Below are 20840 nucleotides of genomic sequence, written 5' to 3' on the forward strand. Positions count from 1 at the left end.
AAATTGGTGCGCTATTTTAACAAGTTTCACGAATGTAGTGGCGGTTAGATATGCGTTTATTATTGTCTATTTTTAAATTATTCTACTAATGTTTAGCATATATCAAATAATTAGATCATTTGTGATATGCTAATTCGATAAAGAATAATATCCTCATTGCCTGATTATGGACAATGAGATAGCCACAGTAGCGACACTCAAACCGTGATTATAAATAGATAGGTTAAATTTACTATGAGCAAAATTAAATCCTTTATGCGTAAAACGTCTAAAACTGCCTCTATCTCAACGACCTCTCCTATTGATAATACCAGTTTAGATACGCTCTCAAAAATAGATACGTCCGTCATTACGCCTGCCAACACCCCTATAGAACAGACGCGCTGGAATGGTTGGGGCAATGTCAGTATCAATAAAAAAGTCTCGCCACATGGGGCAAAACTGATCAAATCCCATATCGGTAAAACTAAAAAACTGTCTTCTGTCAGCTTACAAAAGGTGCTCAAAACCGTTCCAAAATCACGCTTACCTGCTGCTATGATTGAGCTTGATACTGTATCTGTCGATAACGAAGTAAGACTCAGACACGCCCGTGGTCAGAGCTTTCCGGATTGGATAGCCATGCACGGCGGCGACTTTGGGGCTTTCCCTGATGGCGTGGCGCATCCGCAATCAACCAATGATGTCGAAACCTTATTGAAGCTAGCAAGCGAGTACAACCTGATCGTCATTCCTTTTGGCGGCGGTACCTCAGTCGCTGGTCATATCAATCCGCAAAAGGGTTCACGCCCTGTATTGACTATCGCTATGAGTAGGATGGATCAGCTGATTGACTTGGATATAGAGAGCCAAATTGCTACTTTTGGCGCAGGTACACAAGGTCCAGCAGTCGAGGCGCAATTAAATGCCCACGGTTACCGTTTGGGACATTATCCGCAGTCGTGGGAATTATCGACGCTTGGCGGCTGGATTGCAGCACGCTCTAGCGGTCAGCAGTCATTGGGTTACGGACGTATCGAGCAGATGTTTGCTGGTGGTACGTTGGTCACGCCGCAGGGTGTACTCAATATCGCTGATATTCCAGCATCAGCAGCAGGGCCTGATCTGCGTGAAATGATGATGGGTACTGAAGGCCGCGCCGGTATTTTTACCGAAGTCAAAATGCGCGTGCAGTCGCAACCGGAAGAAGAGCTATTCAAAGTGGTGTTTTTGCCAAATTGGGAAGCGGGTAAAGAAGTGCTCAGACAAGCAGTACAAAAAAACATCCGCCTATCGATGCTACGCTTGAGCAATGCGGTCGAGACTGATGCTCATCTACATTTAGGCACGACGCCCAGTCAATTTTTAGCTATTAGTACTTATTTAAAAGCCCGCGGGCTAGATTCTCAAAAAGTCATGCTGACTTATGGCCTATCAGGCGATAAAGCACAGAATGCGCTGGCACTGACGCAGTTTAAAAATCTGTTAAAGCAGCATGGTGGTATCAGTGGCAAGCTTGCCAATCTGATGGGCAAGATATGGTCACATGGGCGTTTTAAATTTCCATATTTGCGCGGTACTTTGTGGGAGAAAGGCATCATGGTGGATACCTTTGAGACCGCAACCAACTGGAATCATATCGACGAGCAAATGCAGCAGATACAAGAAGCGGTGCAAACTGCACTGGCAGACGAAGGCGAAGCCGTGATGGCATTTACGCATATCTCGCATGTGTATAAGCAAGGTGCTAGCCTTTATACCACCTACTTCTTTAGAGCGGCACAAGATCACGCCAGTACCTTAAGTCGCTGGCAAAAAATCAAGCATGCTGCCAGCTCAAGTCTGGCAAATGGCAAAGCGACAATATCGCACCAGCATGGTGTCGGTCGCGATCATGCCCCTTACTTAGCAGCTGAAAAGGGTGAGCTTGGTATTCAGGTGACTAGTGATATGCTGAAAAGCTTAGATCCTGAGCAGCGTATGAATCCGGGTGTTTTGATTGAATAATAACTTTACTCAAAAACCTTGTTTATAGTTAGTTTGGTTTAAGAGCGTTACAGCGCGGCTGGCATTGATTTTTCGCAGCCTCTGTCGGCGTAGGCACAGCACGCAAGGAAAATTAATACCAGTCGCGCATTATAATATAGTGTATTTATTTTATTTAGTAACGACTATGAATTAGATTATTTGGATAACATACATAGTTGAAATTAAATAACAATTAAAATGAGTCGTCTATGAACCGAGCTAATCAATATCAACAACGCCAGCAAGCATTAGCACCACTGTCTCGTTCTGAACCATGGGATATGCTCATTATCGGTGGCGGGATCACTGGTGCTGGTATTGCTCGCGAAGCAGCAAGGCGCGGCTTAGCAGTCCTATTAATTGAGCAAAAAGACTTCGCTTGGGGCACCTCCAGCCGCTCAAGCAAAATGGTACATGGCGGGCTACGTTACATTGCCTCAGGCGATTTCAAGACGACACTGCACAGCGTACGCGAGCGTGAACGCATGCTGAATGAAGCAAGTGGGCTCGTTAATGAGATGCACTATGTCATGCCCCATTACAAAGGCAAGTTTCCACCGCCATGGATATTTAATAATCTACTTAGGGTATATGATAAGCTCGCGGGTAAGCACTATTTTAAGTACTTTAAAAAAGACGCCTTTCTTAGCCTTAACCCTCATATTAGACAAGATAAGTTTTTGGGTGCCAGTCAATTTAGTGATGCTGTGACCGATGACTCACGGCTCGTGATGCGGGTATTGGACGAAGCTATTCATGATGGCGCGCACGCGATTAACTATCTTAAAGCAGAATCACTCATAACCACTGAACAAGGCTTAGTGGTGGGGGCTACTCTAAAAGACAGCTCTCCTCAACATAGCACTCATACTTACGACGTTGAGGCCAAAGTCGTGGTCAGTGCCACGGGCGCTTGGGCAGATACGTTACGGATGCAAGCCAGTCAGCAAACGGAACAAACCTTTCATAAGCAAATTCGTCCATCGCGTGGCAGTCATTTGGTGGTCAGTCAAGAGCGCCTACCGCTCAATCAAGCCTATACCTTTTTGCATCCTGTCGATAAAAGAGCAATCTTTGTCTTTCCGTGGGAGAACCGAACCGTTCTTGGTACTACTGATTTGGACCATCCACCCTTAGATGATACAGAAGTCGGCATTACCAATGCTGAGGTAGACTATCTGTTGACCGCGACCAACGATCTTTTTGATGATGTAGATATTAGCCGCAAGGATGTCATCAGCTCATGGGCAGGCGTGCGACCACTGATTTCTGATGGCAATGATGGTAAGCGCGTCAGTCCTAGTAAGGAAAAACGCGATCATAGCGTCTGGTTGGATAATAATCTGGTCACTGTAAGCGGTGGCAAATTAACCACCTTTCGCCTAATCGCCCTTGATGTACTAAAAGTCTGTCAAAAGGTGCTCGAACTCGATGAATCAGCTACTCAAGATAATGTGTTATATAGCAGCCAAGTTTTTAGCAATCAAACCTCAATCAATCCTAAATTTACTGCCCTGCCGCTACCATTACAACAGCGCTTAAAAGGTTTTTATGGCCTACAGCTCGATACTTTGCTAGAGCTGGCTCATGACGATGACTTGGCTTATGTAACCGATAGTAATACCATTTGGGCGGAGATTCGCTTTGCTGCTCGCTATGAGCAGGTTATTCATTTGGATGATTTATTACTACGACGCACGCGCTTGGGTCTTATATTGCCCAATGGTGCGATGACCCCGCTAATCAGTCAGCGAGTCAAACAAATATGTCAGCAGGAGCTAGGCTGGGATGAGCAAAAATGGCAGCAAGAGGCTGACCGTTATCAAGCCTTATGGCAACGCTACTATTATCTGCCTGCGGCTTAGCGCTTTTTTACATCCTAATTTATCTATACTAAACTCATTGTTGAAAAAATATGACGGAACTGGGATGAATTTTTTCAGCCTCTGTCGGCGTAGGCATAGCAAGCTAGAAAAATTAATACCCGTTCCGCTTGATACTCTAAGTTAGCTTCAATCTATATTCCCACATAGTTAAGGATGACTATGACCGACAACTTTGATGCGCCTATTTATTTCTTAGCGATCGACAATGGCACCCAAAGCGTCAGAGCGCTTATCTTTGATCAATTCGGCACCGAGATAGCCAAAGCACGCGTCCCTATCGAGCCGTATTTTTCTGAGCAGCCCAATTTTGCCGAGCAACATGCCGAGTATTATTGGCAAAAATTAAGCGAGGCCTGTCAGCAGTTGTGGCAAAATTGCGATATCACGCCAGCGCAAATTGCCGGCGTCAGTCTCGCTACCCAGCGCTATACCATGATATGTTTGGACAAGGATAAACAACCGCTACGCCCAGCCATTGTGTGGATGGATTTGCGTCGCGGCGAGAACAATGATATAGGCTTTCTAGGTCCACTCACCAAAGTCATCGGTATGGGCGAGCTGGTACAAGAGGCTCAGCAAAAAGCACGCTGTAATTGGCTTGCGCATCATGAGTCAGAGATATGGGCAAAAACAGCCTATTATGTCAATTTATCAGCGTACCTCACCTATCAGCTCACAGGCGAGATTGCCGACTCTACTGGTCATGCCTTAGGCTACCTGCCTTACGATTACAAAGCGCAAGCATGGTTTAAGCCAAACAACATCAAATGGCGACTGTTCAGTTGTCGACTAGAGCAAATGCCTAGACTCATTGCACCGGGGCAGCTACTTGGTCATATTACCGCTCACGCTGCCGCCGCTACTGGTATTCTTGAAGGCACGCCAATGATTGCTGCCGCCAGTGATAAAGCTTGCGAAGCGTTGGGTTCCGCCGGACTTGCCGCCGATACCGCCTGCTTAAGCTTTGGCACTACTGCGACTATCAATACCACGTCGAGCCGTTATATTGAGATACTCAAGCACATGCCCGCTTATACCGCCGCCGCGCCAAATTACTACAATCATGAGTATATGATTTATCGCGGCTTTTGGATGGTTAGCTGGTTTAAAGAGCAATTTGCCCAGTATGAAGAGCAACTGGCAAAAACGCAGGGTGTTGATACTGAAAAACTACTCGACAAGGCAGTCAAAGACATTCCAGCAGGCTGTATGGGTTTGATGATGCAGCCGTACTGGTCGCCCGGTGTTCGTCATCCGGGTCTTGAAGGCAAAGGTGCGCTTATTGGTTTTGGTGATGTACATACGCGAGCGCATGTCTACCGCGCTATTTTAGAAGGGCTGGCTTATGAGCTAAAGCTTGGTTTTGATACCATTGAGAAGCGTACAGGCAAAGCCATTAAACATCTGCGTGTGTCTGGCGGTGGTTCCCAAAGTGACTCAGCGATGCAACTGACGGCAGATATCTTCGGTATGCCCGCTTATCGACCGCATACTTATGAAGCCTCAGGCTTAGGCGCTGCTATCAATTGTGCGGTGGGACTTGGCGTTTATCCCGACCATTTAACCGCAACTCAGGCCATGACCCATTTGGGTGATGGATTCTTACCTATCGAAGCCAATGTCCAGCTCTACAAACGCCTTTATAATGAGGTTTATCTCAAAATGTATGAGCGCTTAAAGCCTTTATATCAAAGCATTCAAGATATTACGGGTTATCCAGCTAAGTAATACAGTCAGTTCGATATAAAAGAGGCATGTTAAAAATAGCGTTATGCTGGGATAAACTTTCCTCGCTTGCTGTGCACTTCGCACTCCAGAAGCTTCGCAAAATTTATCCCAGCAGCACTGTATTCTTTTTAAATTGAATCGACTATATTAAAAACATCGCTATTTAATGCTGTTTGCATACGGTTTAGCCCTTCTATCAGCAGCGCTTTAGGACACGCCACATTAAGGCGCATTTTAAGATGGCCTTCACCACCATATTTAATCCCTGCACTCAGCTCAACCTTAGCAGCTCTCAATTTGTCATAAAGCATTTGATCGTCTTGCGCATATGCCGAACAATCTAGCCAAATCAAATACGAAGCTTCTGGACGCATCACCTTAATCTTAGGCAAATGCTCTTCTAAAAACTGTAGCGTTAAGTCAATATTGGCTTCAATATAAGTCAGCGCCTGCGCCAACCACTCACCACCTTGCTCATATGCACTACGCATCGCTGTATAAGCAAATAAATTTAGCTCATGTTCGTCACTTAAACGCTGCTGCTGTTTAATTTTACTCAGTAATCCGCTGTCTTTAGCAAAGATCATCGAGCCTTTGATACCGGCAATATTAAAGGTTTTGGTCATCGAGGTGAGGCTGACGACTTTGTGTTCATAGTCTTTTGCTAGGGTTAAAAAAGGCGTAAATGTATGCCCACTCAAAGTTAAATCTTGATGAATCTCATCACTGACAATTGCCACATCGTGCTTTTTGCAAATCGAAAGCAGCGCTTCAAGTTCATCCGCCGTCCATACCCGCCCGCCCGGATTATGCGGATTGCAGAACAAATACAGCTTAACTTTATGCTCGATAATCTTAGCTTCTATATCAGCTAAATCAAGATGATACTTACCTTCAACCTCCTTTAATGCAGAGGTCACCAGCTTACGACCATTGTCCAAAACCTTGGTCATAAAAGGCGTATAGATAGGATCATTAATGAGTACCGCATCCCCTTCCTCGGTAAATACTTTCATCATCAGCACCAAACTTGGCACGACACCCGGAGAAAACAGGATATCCTGCTTATCCAGCCACAAGTCATAACGACTGCCATGCCAGTCGATAATCGCTTGATACAACGGCTCGGTCGGCACGGTGTAACCCAATATGCCATGCTGCGCTACTTGTTCAATCGCCGCTAAAATAGGCTGGGCGGCCTTAAAGTCCATATCCGCGACCCATAGCGGAATCGTGTCATCGGTATAGTGCCATTTAAACGACCCCGTATCACGTCTGTCTATTATTTCATCAAAGTTGTACAACACCAGCATTCCCCTTTACGATTGCTTTATATTATAACTGTTCATTCGTCGGCTTAAATGATATTTAAAAATATAACATCATCATTATTTGAATAATGGCTAAAAATTAGTGTTACATTAATGTTGCGGACTCTACATATGATCAAGTTATTTATGCCAGAGTACGCTGATATTGCAAGGATTGTGATCTATCAGCTTTTACTCAAACCCCCTACTAAGCCAAGATGGCTTGTCTAAAAGGATTTAGCATGATGAAAATGGACTTTTTACCAAACTTAGCACTCAAAACGTGTGCCCTTACTTTAGCCATCGCTGCCACCGCTTCATGCACGACTATGGCAACAGGCGCTGACTATCAAACGTCAAATGCACAAACCACCGCAAACACTACTGCCCTCGCTCTTGGCAATACAGCCACTGCTGGCGGCAGCAATGATACCGTTGCAATCGGTAATATGGCCAATGCAGGACTTAATTCTGCTACGGCTGTCGGCGGTCAAGCCAATGCCGCAGGTCTAGGCTCAACCTCTATCGGTTGGCAATCAAAAGCCACTGCCGAACGCGCGCAAGCCTTTGGTCATCTAGCCAATGCTAGCGGTGTTCGCGCTACCGCAGTTGGTGAATCAGCCATGGCTGGTGGCACTAACGATACCGTCGCTGTCGGCAATAAAGCCAATGCAGGTCTAAACTCCGCAACCGCTGTCGGCGGCGAAGCCAATGCCGCAGGTCTAGGCTCAACCTCTATCGGTTGGCAATCCAAAGCCACAGCTGAACGCGCGCAAGCCTTTGGTCATCTAGCCAATGCTAGTGGTGTTCGCTCTACCGCTGTTGGTGAAGCGGCTGCCGCACAAGGTGCAAACTCGGTCGCTCTAGGCAATAATTCTATGGCTGGCGGCATGAATAGCATCGCTATCGGTAACGGAGCAATGGCGGCGAAAAACAATCAAGTCGTCTTAGGCAGCGCTGGACAGGTGAAATCTAGTACTTCATCACAGTCAGGCATGGTCAGAATCGTCACTATCGATGACAACGGCACATTAGGTACAATGCTCGTTGACTACTACAAGTCGGCTAAATAATTATAATTGAGTGGTTAATACTGACGCTGGTGTAGTTATAGTCAGTCATACTAGAAAAAACAAAAACCTCGCAATTGCGAGGTTTTTTTGGTTGGTATGTTTGGTTTGCTTGATGGTGTTTTGAAGTGCCGCTTTAGATTTCGTGGTTATCAAAGTTGTTATGAAGCTGGAGCCAATCCTGCCATTCGCTATTATCGTTTAATTTATAGATTGTCTAGCGTATGGTGTAAATTAAATAGGCGTTATTAATCTAACAGTCATAACCTCTATCATTGATAACAACATTAATTCCAAAAAAAGCAGAAAAATCGTCTACGTGTTTATCTAATTGATTAACATCTAGTACTTGATAAATACGAATGCTATTTTTAAAACCAGCTATCCTAATCTCCATCCAACAACCACCCCAACCTTTCGCAGGACGTAGATTGTCAATCTGTATACTTTCGATTTTATTAGGTAGTACCAAGCAAGACTTATCACCTTTGAAACCTATTACCTTATTTATATTATCAATCCATAAGATATTATCTTCATCATACTCAAGTAATGCAGTGATGAAGCTTGGTACAGGTTTTATACAGTAATCATAATAGTGATGATATTGCTCAATTTTAAGCCCATAGCTCATATAGTGAATTTTGCTAACAGTGCCTTGATGCTGATAATTACTATCTAGTAAAATAGGATAAGCATAATCTCTCTTATTATAAATATCTAAGCGAGTACATCTATCAGGTATAGAATAATTAAGGACGTAGAAGATATCTTTTATGCACAAATTAAAAGAGTCTTCATCCATAACCATATTATCGGTAATTTTTTGCGCGTATGTCTCATATTTAGAGAGCATTCCTGCTAGCTTTGAGTAAGTGTCTATATACCTTACTCCTTCTCTAATGTCGACTATATAATGCTGGATTGGTGACTCTAATGAAGTAGAGTTCCATAAAATCTTTGCATGATTAAATTTGATATGACCCACTATAATAGGTATATCAAAATAATAAAATTGTACATCATTTATATCTGTTTCTAGATGTCCTAAATTAAGAGCTAATAACTCAGAATACGTTGTATTCCATGATATACAGTATGAAGAGTCTTTATCTACAGTGAAGAAGTATAGAATATCTGGAGAGATACAAGGTGAAAGCTCTTCAAAGTCTGGTTGCCAACTTTTCAAAAAATACTTAGACCATATCGCTATTATTTTTTGCTTCCACATAAATGAGACCTTATGTTTCACTTACCCACAAACTCAGCGTCCCTTCTCTCAACCATCGCCATCGCACCCTCTTTTGCATCTTCTGAATGAAAGAGCGGCGGCAAATAGCTATGGATATTAGCAAGCGCGGCAGCTGCCCCATTGCGGCTGGCATCTTGCGCCGATGACAGCAGTCCTTGTACGCCAAGTGGTGCGGCTTTGCAAATCTCTTGGGCGATGGTCAGCGCGCGCTCATATTCTTGTCCATTTGCCACCATTTCGCTGACCAAATTCAGTCTATCAGCCGTTTGCGCATCAAACGCTTTACCAGTGAGTAAATAAGGCATAGCTTTTTGCCAACCAGCAGCAGCGACAAAGCGTACGGTTGCGCCGCCAAAGGGCATGATGCCGCGCTGGACTTCCATTTGTGCAAAGTTGCAGTTATCACTTGCGATGACGACATCACTATTGAGCATCAGCTCAATCCCAGCGGTAAAGCACGTGCCTTGTACTGCGACGACAACGGGCTTACTGCGCAATTTTCCACCAATACCCCAAGGATCGATTTCGTCAGCAGTAAACTCAAACGCGCCTTTATCCCATTTATCTTGTAGCTCCATCAAATCAAGCCCTGCAGTGAAGTGCTCACCGTGAGCGAATATCAGCGCACAGCGAAGATTGGCATCATTTTCGTATTGAGTGAGTGCCTCAGATAATTGCTTAATCATATGACTGTCAAAGGCATTACGTTTATCAGCGCGATTGAGCCCGATCAAGCAGATGTAATCTTGAGTTTCATAAGTAATGCGAGTGTCATTGCTAGTAGAATTACTATTATTACTTTCCGTAGTCATATTTTTATCCTTATTAGAGCGATCGTTTTATGGTTTGTCACATGGCGAATTAACACTGCTAAAAATCATGTAACTTACTTTCAATATAGACATACGCTACGTGCAACGCAAGCAACGTTTTAGCATGAGCATCAATAGCTGGTATCAATATCAGTTGACCTCATTTACGCTAATGTGCAACTATTATCCAACTCAAGACATGACTCAGAGCATTTTATGGAATTTTGGCACGGTTTTTTGCTGATCACCAGCGTTCATCTACTCGCTGCCGCCTCTCCGGGTCCTGATTTTGTTTTGGTGTCGCAGCAAACCTTGGCAAAAGGGCGACGCACGGGTTTGATTTGTAGCCTTGGTATTACTTTAGGTCTTGCGATACACATCACTTATTCGGTGCTAGGACTGGCGACGGTGATTGCCCATTCGCAGCCATTACTTACTGCTATTAAATGGTTAGGTGGCAGTTATCTTATTTATTTAGGTTGGCAAGGCATTCAAGCCAAACCGAAAAAAACATCAGAATTAGCAAATCCAGTAGAGCCAATAACTTCAGGCGCTCACGTTTCACAAGATATGCTTATTAAGCAAATGACTTCTACCAATGATGCCGAGCTTTCTGATAAAGCTATTTCTAATAAAAAACCGCCTACTGATACAGAATCGACCGCTTCCATTCTGCGCCGTGGCTTCTTTTGCAATGTGTTTAACCCCAAAGCGCCAGTATATTTCGTCGCGATATTTACCCTCGTACTATCACCCGATATACCGCTGTGGCAACTGGCTATTTATGGCGTATGGATGATGGTCTTGCAGATGGCATGGTTTAGTACCGTGGTGATGTTACTATCTATTCCTGCCATTCATCGTCGCTTTCAACGTTTTGAACATTGGATCGACCGCGTATTGGGTACAGCGATGATAATATTGGGATTAAATCTTATTTTACGTAGTCGATAAGACGCTAGTGACTCGTGAAATCTGCTAAAATGGTGCATTATATTCAAACATCAAAGCCCGATACTATGACCAGTAAGCCTATGAACCGTCGCCCGACCGCCAATAATCACAGAAACCGATCGCCTGAGACCGCCAAAAAACTCGGTCAGCTGCATCCGCGCAATCCGCACCAAGGTCGTTATGACTTTGAAGTATTGACTCGCGCTTTGCCTGAGCTTGCTAAGCACACCATTACCAATCCTAAAGGTGAGTCGACGATTAACTTCTCAGACAGTGCCGCCGTGCGCGTCCTTAATCAGGCACTACTAGCAAATTATTATGGCGTGAAATTTTGGGATATTCCTGAAGGTTATCTCTGCCCACCGATCCCTGGTCGTGCCGACTATATCCATTATATCGCTGACCTGCTCGCGCAAACCACGCATGTGAATAAAGACAATACACCGCCAACTGGCAAAGAAATCCACGCCCTAGATATTGGCACGGGTGCCAGTGCAATTTATCCCATTATTGGTAGTCAAAGCTACGGCTGGCGCTTTACTGCCTCTGATATCGACCCTATTTCGGTCAATACCGCCGCGCTGATTTGTGAAACCAATCCAAAGCTAAAAAGTGCTGTTAAAGTCAAACTGCAACCTGAGCCTAAATTTATCTTTAAAAACATCATCGGTCGCCAAGATTACTTTGATGTGGTTGTTTGCAACCCGCCATTTCATGCTTCATTAGAGGAAGCGATGGAAGCCAATAGCCGTAAGCAGCATAATTTACAACGACATCGCGGTAAGAATGAAAATGAACAAATCAGCCGTAGCTCAACAAAGTCTGGCAATGCCGCGCAAAACCTAAACTTTGGTGGTCAGCATAAAGAGCTATGGTCTGAGGGCGGTGAGATTGCCTTTTTAACCAAAATGGCAAAAGAGAGTCAAGATTTCGCTGAGCATGTTGGCTGGTTTACGACACTGGTATCTAAGTCAGAAAACGTAAAACCTCTGCAATTACTGTTGAAACAACTTGGTGTCGCCCAAATGCGTATCATCGAGATGAGTCAAGGTCAAAAAAGTACTCGTATACTTGCATGGCGTTTTAATACTGATGAAGAGTAAATAATAATTAAGATTATAAATAACTATAGTTTCACGTGAAACAAAAAAGCACCCCTTTGATCATCAAAGGGGTGCTTTTTATTGTAGAGAATTAATCCAAATAATGGTGCTTATTAACGGATAAACATAACCTTTATACCAATGGCTATCAATACCAATCCACCAAGCATTTCAGCTTTGTCCTCGAGCCACGTTCCAGAAGACTTACCTAAATAGATACCAAAAAAGCCAAATCCAGCGGTAACAATAGCGATGATGGAGCACGCTAACCACGCATTAAGTGCCAGTAAATTTAAAGTAAATCCTGCTGCCATGGCATCAATACTGGTGGCAATAGCCAATGTGAACATCATGCGATGATTGATTTTTTCTTGCATATTTCTATCAAAACTGTCTTCTAATACCGCTTCAATCTCACCATTAAAAGCTTCATATAACATCTTAGCGCCAAGTAAAATCAAGATACCACCGCCAATCCACGGGGCAGCAGTCGCCAACCAGCCTAGCAATACTGCACCCAATAAATACCCTATCAGTGGCATTAAGCCTTGTGCGATACCAAAATACAGTGCTGCATAAACCGCTAAACGTAAAACATAAGCGGACGATTGTTTTTGGGACTTAGCGCCTAAACCAATTGATACCGCAAATGCATCCATTGCCAATGCTATAGCAAGTAAAATAACTTCGATCATTTCTATATCCATTATTTAAAGCATTTATTCAATTAAGTTTCACGTGAAACAGGCTTGATATTAAAAAACTACCGCATTGGTTGCCAAAGCGGTGGTTTTTCATTGATTCACAATATTATGCCATTTAGATATCTAAATTAGAAACCGTTAACGCATTTTCTTCGATAAAGATACGACGCGGTTCAACATGATCACCCATCAAGCAGGTAAACATATGATCCGCTGCGATAGCATCTTCAATATTGACGCGCAGCATACGGCGGTTTTCAGGATCCATAGTGGTATCCCACAGCTGATCGGCATTCATCTCGCCTAATCCTTTATAGCGCTGGATCGCTAGACCACGACGCGCGTCAAGCATCATTTGCTGCCACAAATAATCGAAGTCACGTATTGGGATGTCTTTGGTTGTACCCGCTGTTGCGTCACGGCGAATAAAAGCATCTTCATCAAGCAAGGTATTCCATTCAGCTGATAAACGCAGCAGCTTAGTATACTCACCCGAATTGATAAAGCTGGCATCGAGCAAATAATGATGGGCCAACTGATGCACATAGACCGTAATACGTGGCAGCCATTGTGCTTTTGCGACTACCGCTTCAGTGTCAGAGCTATCACTTTCTTCAACGGCAACGCCAGGTTTCATACCCAGTAAATCAGCGGCAGCAGCATCCATATTTTTAGGCTGCGGTGCATGGATATTCACCAGCTCAATCTCAGGGTTTAAGTCACTACCAAAGTGCTCAAGCTGAGTCTGTAGCGTATCTTTCCATGCTTGCATTGCATCTTTATCATACGTCATATCAGTACTAAGCTTTGGCGTATGCGTTAGGGCATCCAACAAAACGGCTGGATAACGAATCTGCAAACGCGCTTTAATCAACTGCGTTTGATTATAATCGTTTAATAAAGTCTCTAGCGCTTGACCAGTAATCGCAGGGGCATCAGCACTGATATGCAGCCTAGTATTATCAATCGTTGAAGATAATAAATACGCTTTAAGTGCTTCATCGTCTTTTAAGTACAGCTCTTGACGACCTTTTTTAACTTTATATAGCGGTGGTTGTGCGATATAAATATAACCACGCTCAATCAATTCAGGCGTTTGACGGAAGAAAAAGGTCAATAGCAAAGTACGAATATGCGACCCATCAACGTCCGCATCGGTCATGATAATGATTTTATGATAGCGAACTTTATCAGGATTATATTCATCAGGACCAATACCGCAACCAAGTGCAGTAATTAGATTACCGACTTCTTGTGACGATAACATTTTATCAAAACGCGCTCGCTCAACGTTTAGGATTTTACCTTTTAAAGGCAAAATTGCTTGCGTTTTACGGCTACGACCTTGCTTGGCTGAACCGCCAGCAGAGTCCCCTTCCACGATATATAACTCTGATAATGCAGGATCTTTTTCTTGGCAATCCGCCAATTTACCCGGCAGACCTGCGATATCTAATGTGGTCTTACGACGAGTCATCTCACGCGCTTTACGAGCAGCATCACGAGCACGAGCAGCATCAATGATTTTACCGGCAATTAATTTACCAGCGCTTGGATTTTCTTGCAGATAATCATTAAACTTATCGTGCATTGCTGATTCGACGGCAGATTTTACTTCACTTGATACCAACTTATCTTTGGTTTGACTCGAAAACTTAGGATCTGGAACTTTGACAGATACAATAGCCGTTAGACCTTCACGGGCATCATCACCAGTCGCAGCCACTTTCTCTTTTTTGAAGAGATTTTCACGATCCATATAGGTATTCAAACAACGCGTGAGTGCTGAGCGGAAGCCAGATAAATGCGTGCCGCCATCGCGCTGTGGAATGTTATTGGTAAAACAAAACACTTTTTCGTTATAAGTATCTGTCCACTGCAACGCCACTTCGACACTGATACCATCATCTTGATTACTGATAAAATGGAACACATCATTGATGCCATCTTTACCAGCATTAATATAGCTGACAAACTCTGATAATCCACCTTTGTGTTCAAACTCATGACGCTTATCAATACGCTCATCAGTCAAAACAATACGTACACCTGAGTTTAAAAATGACAGCTCACGTAAACGCTTGGCTAAAATATCATATTCAAAAATAGTACCAGTAAATACGTCATTACTAGGGTAAAAACGGATTTGTGTGCCAGTTTGATCTGTCGCTTCCATTTGCTGAATATCGCCATCAGGCACACCATCAGTATAAGTCTGATGATAATGATAACCTTCACGCCAGATATTCATCTCAAGCTTTTTGGATAATGCATTAACGACTGAAACGCCAACGCCATGCAGACCGCCAGATACCTTGTAGCTGTTATCATCAAACTTACCACCAGCATGCAGTACCGTCATAATAACCTGTGCGGCAGACACCCCTTCTTCTGGATGAATGTCGACAGGGACACCGCGACCATTATCCATCACGCTGACAGATTCATCTTCGTGGATAATGATATCAATTTGATCACAATGACCAGCAAGCGCTTCATCGATAGAGTTATCCACCACCTCAAAGACCATATGATGCAAGCCGGTACCATCATCGGTATCACCAATATACATACCAGGACGCACGCGCACCGCTTCTAGTCCGCGCAGTACTCGAATGTCTTTCGAGCTGTAATCAGAGGGTAATACCTCAGGAGCGACAGCGGCGGCAATAGTCTCAACTGCGCTGTCTGACGTTAATTGCTGGTGGTCGGTAGGTAATGAGTCACTCATGTGCATTCCTTGATCTAGCCATTATCAGCTGTTTATCATCAGCTCACCACAGTGGTGATACTTAATGATGCTATCTATAATATCGTTTTGTAGTCAGATTCTGTCTTTATTAAGGTTGGCCCAAGCTTTTTAGAAAATAATATAGAGGCAAAAAACCAGATTGAAAAATATGTCAGGTCTGCATACTCTATTTGATCCATACTGCGATTATTCTTAAAACTATGAAGTTTAAAAATATTGAATCAAATTCATTATTATCAATAACTTAAGTCCTTACAACCAATAATAAAGATCCATATAAAACGGTAAGATAACTTGCTAAGAATAGGACAAAAATAAAGCTCTATTTTAGCATTTTTTTGCCTGTAAGTCACTGTTTAGGGAACGATTTCTAAGTAGCAGAATGCGGTATAAAATGAGGGTGAAATATGCAAGAGGACGGGCGCTTAAGGACATAAAATAAGGATTAATAACGCAGATATCAGTACCCTAGTAAAAGCTACTGAGCTGGTAAAACAGCTCCTTGTTTCATGTGAAACACTTGAGATTTTTCCCAATATTTATGTACTAAAGGTAAAATACTGTCTGTCAAACTGGTCATAAATACCTGACATGGTAGCTGTGCTAATGTTGATAATAAAATCTCTATCGCCTTATCATCTAGCTCTGCAGTAATATCATCTAGTAATACTACTGGTGTAGCACTTAATTTAGCGTCACTGTTATATAGCTCGCTATTAGTTTTAGCATTAAGCAACAATGGTAATTGTGATAAACGCAATGCCGTAATCAACAGTTTTTTCTCTCCACGAGATAAGATATTAGCCGCCTGCTCTTTTAAAATAGGCAGTTTAATAGTCGAATCCGCTGATAAAGGTGAGTTTAGATTCTCATCAGCTATCTGTCTTGAGCCTATCGAGCGCCAATGTACGTGAATATCAGCACGATGGTTACCAATACGGGTATAACCCAACTGCAAATCCTGCTCTAGGCGTTCGTTAAGCTGTATGTCGAGCGCTATACCAGTATCATAGCCTGCATTGTAGCTTAAGCTCAATTGTTCAGCATAAGCAGGCAATAACTGTGCAATGCTCTTAGAAAAATAAGGCTGCCAAGCTTCAAATATAGCTTGACGGTAATGATGAATCAGCGCTGCATGACTGGCCAGCCCCTTATCCCAAGCTTTAAGCTCAGCGAGCTGAACCTGAGTTAAATGACGCCGTTGCTTTAGTAAACTATTGCGCTGTTTTAAAAGACGTTGATAAGCAACCCACTGGGGGTGAAAGCCTTGTTTCATGTGAAACACTAACCAATCCAATAGCTGGCGACGACTGGCACTACCCTGCTCTAGCATGTCCATCGTTGATGGGTCTATAAGCAATGTTGGTAGCTGCTCGGTCAAGATGCTTTGGTTGTAAACGGTGGTTTGATTTAAACGCAGAATAGTCGTTGCATCTGCTTTCTTTTGGATAGCTAAGGTACAGCTGTCATTGAGATTGGCATGCACCGTGGTAGCACTTTGATGGTGTTGAATGTAGCGTTTAGGCTGATGATGACGGAAACTTTTGCCTCTTGATAACAAGAATATAGCTTCAAGTAACGAGGTTTTACCACTGCCATTAGCGCCGATAATAACATTACAAGCTGCAGGCGATAAATTGATGTGCGTTAAATTGCGCAAGTGAGAGATTTGTAGACGTTCAATCATAATACCGACAGCCGCCTATAAATCCTGCTTGTATTTTAGCAGGCAAAAGTTTAATTAAAATATAGAATCTTAAGCTTAGGAAGCTTAAATTCATCAATATGATTAGGGTTGAAATCCATAACAATTATAACTTTCAACCTTAATAATCTATCATTTAAAGAATAGATTATATGCGCATTGGCATAATAACGTACTGATGGAACTCATCATTTAACTGATTAACCAATACCGATGCATTTGACTGGCTCATATGCATTTGCAAGTCGCCTTGGATGACACCTAGCACGTCTTGTAGATAAGCAGCATTAAAGGACAACTCCATCGGCTCACCTTGATACTTAGCTTGAATCATCTCCACCGCTTCATCTTGCTCTGCATTATTGGCGCGTACTTCTACCATACCATCACTGGCAAAATTAAAGACTACTCCGCGAGACTTCTCATTACTCAAAATCGCGACACGGCGCAGCACATCCATCATTTTCTCTTGATTAAATAGAGCAAGTTTGTCTGTATTGCTAGGCATCACACGGCGATAATCAGGGAATTTACCATCAATCAGACGCGCGGTAAAAGTCACCATCAAATCCTGACTAACCTGCCCTGCACTATCAACGTCACCAAATGGTAAGCTCACTTGCAAAAACTCACGACCGAAACTCAACGTAACGGCATTGTCTTTATCACCAAGCATTTTGCCCAGCTCGGTAGCCAAACGCTCAAGCTCAATTACAGCCTTACGTGGCAAGATAGCCTGCATACTTAAATCAGCACTGACTTCAATAACACTACGTGCTAATGCCAGTCTATGACCATCGGTTGCAACCGTCGTTAACTGCTGCTGTGATACATCAAATAGCATACCCGTTAGATAATAACGGACATCTTGAATCGCCATCGCAAATTGGGTCTTATGAATCAAATCAATAAGACGACTACGGCTAATCGTCAATGGCGTGATATTTTCAGGGTTACCCAAACTTGGATAGTCTTCGCTAGGCAATGTACCTAAGGTAAAACGACTTTTGCCACTGGTTAGTAAACAACGTTGGTTTTCTTGAGTTATCAGACTAACTTGTGCTTGAGCGGGTAAAGATTTACAAATATCTCTTAATTTAGTGGCAGGCAATGTCGTCGTACCTGCTTCAATACAAGCTCCAGCAGGCAATTTCAACGTCGATGTCAGCTCTACTTCTAAATCAGAAGCGGTCAAAACAAGCTCTGATTCAAATAGCTGTAGCTTGATATTACCCAAGATAACCATATTATGGCGTTTATCAGCAGCCTTGGCGATCAAGTTAATGGCTTTTAGTAACGACTCTCGATTAATCGATAATTGCATGCTTAGTTACTCTTATTTGATTGATTCTTTTTGTAAAAATAAAGAATATTGACTTAATATACCCTGTCTACTGACGATAATCTATTAGGGGTCTGTATACGCCCGTTTTCAACATTATAAACTATATCTATCTACTAAAATATAGTGATAGTAGAGCCTTCTAACCAGCTTGCAGCATCAAAGCTAGGGTCTTGTAATCCTTGTCAAACGCTGGATCGGCGGCACGTAATTCATTCACTTTATCACAAGCATGCATCACTGTTGTGTGGTCGCGTCCTCCAAAAGACTGCCCAATCTCAGGAAAACTCTCGCTGGTCAACTCTCGTGATAGTGCCATCGCTATTTGGCGAGGTCTAGCAATACTACGCGTACGCTTGCGACCGAGCATATCCTTAATCGTCACATCATAATATTCAGCGACCACTTTACGAATATTATCCATATTGACGGCTTGTACGCGCATGGCAACAATATCTTTTAAGGCATATTGCACCATTTCAAGAGTAATAGGGGCGCCGGTTAAGTTAGCATTGGCAAATACCTGGTTTAAAGCACCTTCTAAACGTCTCACATTAGAAACAACATTTTGAGCGATGAATAACGCACATTCTTTAGGAAGGCTCATTCCATAAGAGGCGGCTTTCCTTTGTAAGATTTGTACGCGCGTATCAATTTCAGGCGGATCAACTGCGACCGTTAAGCCCCAAGAAAAACGAGATCTAAAGCGCTCGTCAAATTCAGTCATTTGTGATGGATGCCGATCAGATGCCAAAATCAGCTGTTTATCACCACTAGTAAAATCTGCAAACAATGTTAAAAACTCATTACTACTTTTAGTCTTTCCAGCTAATACATGAATATCATCTACTATTAATAAATCTACTTTTTTTATTTTCTTTTTAAAGTCTTCTATTTTATTATTTCTTAATGAATAAACCAATTGATTAATAAATTTTTCAGAAGTGAAATAATAAAAAGTTTGATTATTTTTTAAATAGCGATGTGCTACTGAATGCATTAAATGGGTTTTCCCCAAACCAGAAGGTCCATATATAAACAAAGGATTGTGACGATTTTTTGATTGACGTTTACCAAGCTCGTAGCACGCCTTATAAGCAAGATTGTTAGACTTACCTGTGACAAAGGTTTCAAAGGTAAAATCAGGATTTAAATAATTTAAGGATTTCGCATCAGCAGAGTCAATGGCTTCCGCATGACGCATATTGGCATCGATATCTGCTTTAGCATTATTATGATGAATCGTTTCAAAATCATGATTTGAAGGGGTAGGGGAGAGGTTATCTTCTGAGAATAATGATCCCGATTGCAGCGAGCTACTATCATCGATATCGCGACCAGCGTTATCAACACGTACAATAACTTCTTCAATACTTCCCTGACTATGCTTAGCAACCAACTGCTGAATATCCTCTAAGTGGTTCTTTTTGATGTAAGTTACAAAGTAATCATTAGGTGCAAGAATGATTAAAGTGTTGTTTTCTTGATGAGCTGACAATGGTCTTAACCACATGGTAAACACGTTATCTTTGACATGATAACGTAAGTCGTTTAGGCATTTATCCCAAATATTTGCTGTATCTATCATGAATATCAGTAGCCCTATAGTTCAAAGTATTAGCATTTTTTATTGTAAGAATGGATCGAATTAGGTTTAAAAAGGCGTTGAGGTTTACGTTAAACAACCTATTACAAAGTACACTAACACCTTATATCTTATAGGGGAGTAATCTACCACAAATAACCTGTGGATAAAACCTTGTTTTCTGGGGATAAGCCTGTGGATATTTTTGTGTATAAGTAATCATATTAAGTTATCCATATTCCACCCACAGGTTATACACAGGGTTACCCATAGCTTAAATTTTTGATTATAAAGGAAAATCAACACTTAGCCACAGAAAAACAGTACCCCAATAACAACAATATCTATATATATTAATCAATTAATTATTATAAGAATCAACCAAAATTGTGGATAACTTTAAAAATCATCGCCAATAATACAAATTGTTTTCAAACTAGATAATAAGATTTACAGTAGTAAATTCATCAAGTACGCAAAGGATGACTAACTTCTTAGATGAGTTTTTAAAATCCATCAGCTTTCTACAAAAAGTAAAAAATCGAAGAGCAATATAACGCTGCTTTAAAACGTAGTGAATAGTTTATTGACCCACATCCTATGCAATGATATAATCCTCCGTTATTACGA

The 20840-nt window shown here is 42.3% G+C and carries 14 protein-coding genes; 6 read left to right on the plus strand and 8 right to left on the minus strand.

Annotation, left to right across the window (positions count from 1 at the left end; genetic code table 11):
- Positions 1-234 precede the first annotated feature (234 nt).
- The 3 genes from VLA57_RS07605 (at position 235) to VLA57_RS07615 (ending at position 5621) form a co-directional block, all read left to right on the plus strand.
- Positions 235-1986 (plus strand): FAD-binding oxidoreductase, encoded by a 1752-nt coding sequence (locus VLA57_RS07605; RefSeq protein ID WP_133104010.1) that lies wholly within the window; start codon positions 235-237, stop codon positions 1984-1986.
- Positions 1987-2216: 230 nt separating this feature from the next.
- A complete protein-coding gene (locus VLA57_RS07610) occupies positions 2217-3872 on the plus strand; it encodes a glycerol-3-phosphate dehydrogenase/oxidase (RefSeq protein ID WP_133104011.1) in 1656 nt (551 codons plus the stop codon).
- A gap of 180 nt (positions 3873-4052) precedes the next feature.
- Entirely contained in the window at positions 4053-5621 is a 1569-nt protein-coding gene (locus tag VLA57_RS07615) for an FGGY-family carbohydrate kinase (RefSeq protein ID WP_133104012.1), read from the plus strand.
- Positions 5622-5749: 128 nt separating this feature from the next.
- On the opposite strand, the gene VLA57_RS07620 is transcribed toward VLA57_RS07615, so the two are convergent.
- Entirely contained in the window at positions 5750-6934 is a 1185-nt protein-coding gene (locus VLA57_RS07620; protein ID WP_133104013.1) for a MalY/PatB family protein, read from the minus strand.
- A 239-nt stretch (positions 6935-7173) separates the two neighbouring features.
- On the opposite strand from VLA57_RS07620, the gene VLA57_RS07625 reads away from it, so the two are divergent.
- Positions 7174-8004: a hypothetical protein gene (locus tag VLA57_RS07625; protein ID WP_133104014.1), complete on the plus strand. Its 831-nt coding sequence runs from the start codon at positions 7174-7176 to the stop codon at positions 8002-8004.
- A gap of 250 nt (positions 8005-8254) precedes the next feature.
- Here VLA57_RS07625 and VLA57_RS07630 read toward each other — a convergent pair whose 3' ends face one another.
- Both VLA57_RS07630 and VLA57_RS07635 read right to left on the minus strand, forming a co-directional pair.
- Positions 8255-9232: a hypothetical protein gene (locus tag VLA57_RS07630; protein WP_133104015.1), complete on the minus strand. Its 978-nt coding sequence runs from the start codon at positions 9230-9232 to the stop codon at positions 8255-8257.
- Positions 9233-9249: 17 nt separating this feature from the next.
- Positions 9250-10065, minus strand: a complete 816-nt coding sequence (locus tag VLA57_RS07635; protein WP_133104016.1) for a crotonase/enoyl-CoA hydratase family protein — start codon at positions 10063-10065, stop codon at positions 9250-9252.
- A gap of 216 nt (positions 10066-10281) precedes the next feature.
- On the opposite strand from VLA57_RS07635, the gene VLA57_RS07640 reads away from it, so the two are divergent.
- Both VLA57_RS07640 and rlmF read left to right on the plus strand, forming a co-directional pair.
- A complete protein-coding gene (locus VLA57_RS07640) occupies positions 10282-11019 on the plus strand; it encodes a LysE family translocator (RefSeq protein WP_133104017.1) in 738 nt (245 codons plus the stop codon).
- A 65-nt stretch (positions 11020-11084) separates the two neighbouring features.
- The gene (gene rlmF, locus VLA57_RS07645) at positions 11085-12122 is read left to right on the plus strand and encodes a 23S rRNA (adenine(1618)-N(6))-methyltransferase RlmF (protein WP_133104018.1); all 1038 of its coding nucleotides are present in this window, start codon (positions 11085-11087) and stop codon (positions 12120-12122) included.
- A 113-nt stretch (positions 12123-12235) separates the two neighbouring features.
- Here rlmF and VLA57_RS07650 read toward each other — a convergent pair whose 3' ends face one another.
- From VLA57_RS07650 to dnaA, 5 genes are all read right to left on the minus strand, one after another.
- The gene (locus VLA57_RS07650; protein WP_333954757.1) at positions 12236-12817 is read right to left on the minus strand and encodes a manganese efflux pump MntP; all 582 of its coding nucleotides are present in this window, start codon (positions 12815-12817) and stop codon (positions 12236-12238) included.
- 124 nt (positions 12818-12941) lie between these two features.
- Positions 12942-15557 (minus strand): DNA topoisomerase (ATP-hydrolyzing) subunit B, encoded by a 2616-nt coding sequence (gene gyrB / locus VLA57_RS07655; RefSeq protein WP_333954758.1) that lies wholly within the window; start codon positions 15555-15557, stop codon positions 12942-12944.
- A 499-nt stretch (positions 15558-16056) separates the two neighbouring features.
- Entirely contained in the window at positions 16057-17265 is a 1209-nt protein-coding gene (gene recF, locus VLA57_RS07660) for a DNA replication/repair protein RecF (RefSeq protein ID WP_133104020.1), read from the minus strand.
- Positions 17266-17431: 166 nt separating this feature from the next.
- Positions 17432-18607: a DNA polymerase III subunit beta gene (gene dnaN, locus VLA57_RS07665; RefSeq protein WP_133104021.1), complete on the minus strand. Its 1176-nt coding sequence runs from the start codon at positions 18605-18607 to the stop codon at positions 17432-17434.
- A gap of 160 nt (positions 18608-18767) precedes the next feature.
- Positions 18768-20213 carry a chromosomal replication initiator protein DnaA gene (gene dnaA / locus VLA57_RS07670; RefSeq protein ID WP_133104022.1) on the minus strand — a complete coding sequence of 482 codons (1446 nt, stop codon included), beginning with the start codon at positions 20211-20213 and terminating at the stop codon, positions 18768-18770.
- Positions 20214-20840 lie beyond the last annotated feature (627 nt).

This window comes from Psychrobacter sp. S4(2024), from assembly GCF_036861305.1.
In the GTDB taxonomy this organism is placed as follows: Bacteria; Pseudomonadota; Gammaproteobacteria; order Pseudomonadales; family Moraxellaceae; genus Psychrobacter; species Psychrobacter cryohalolentis.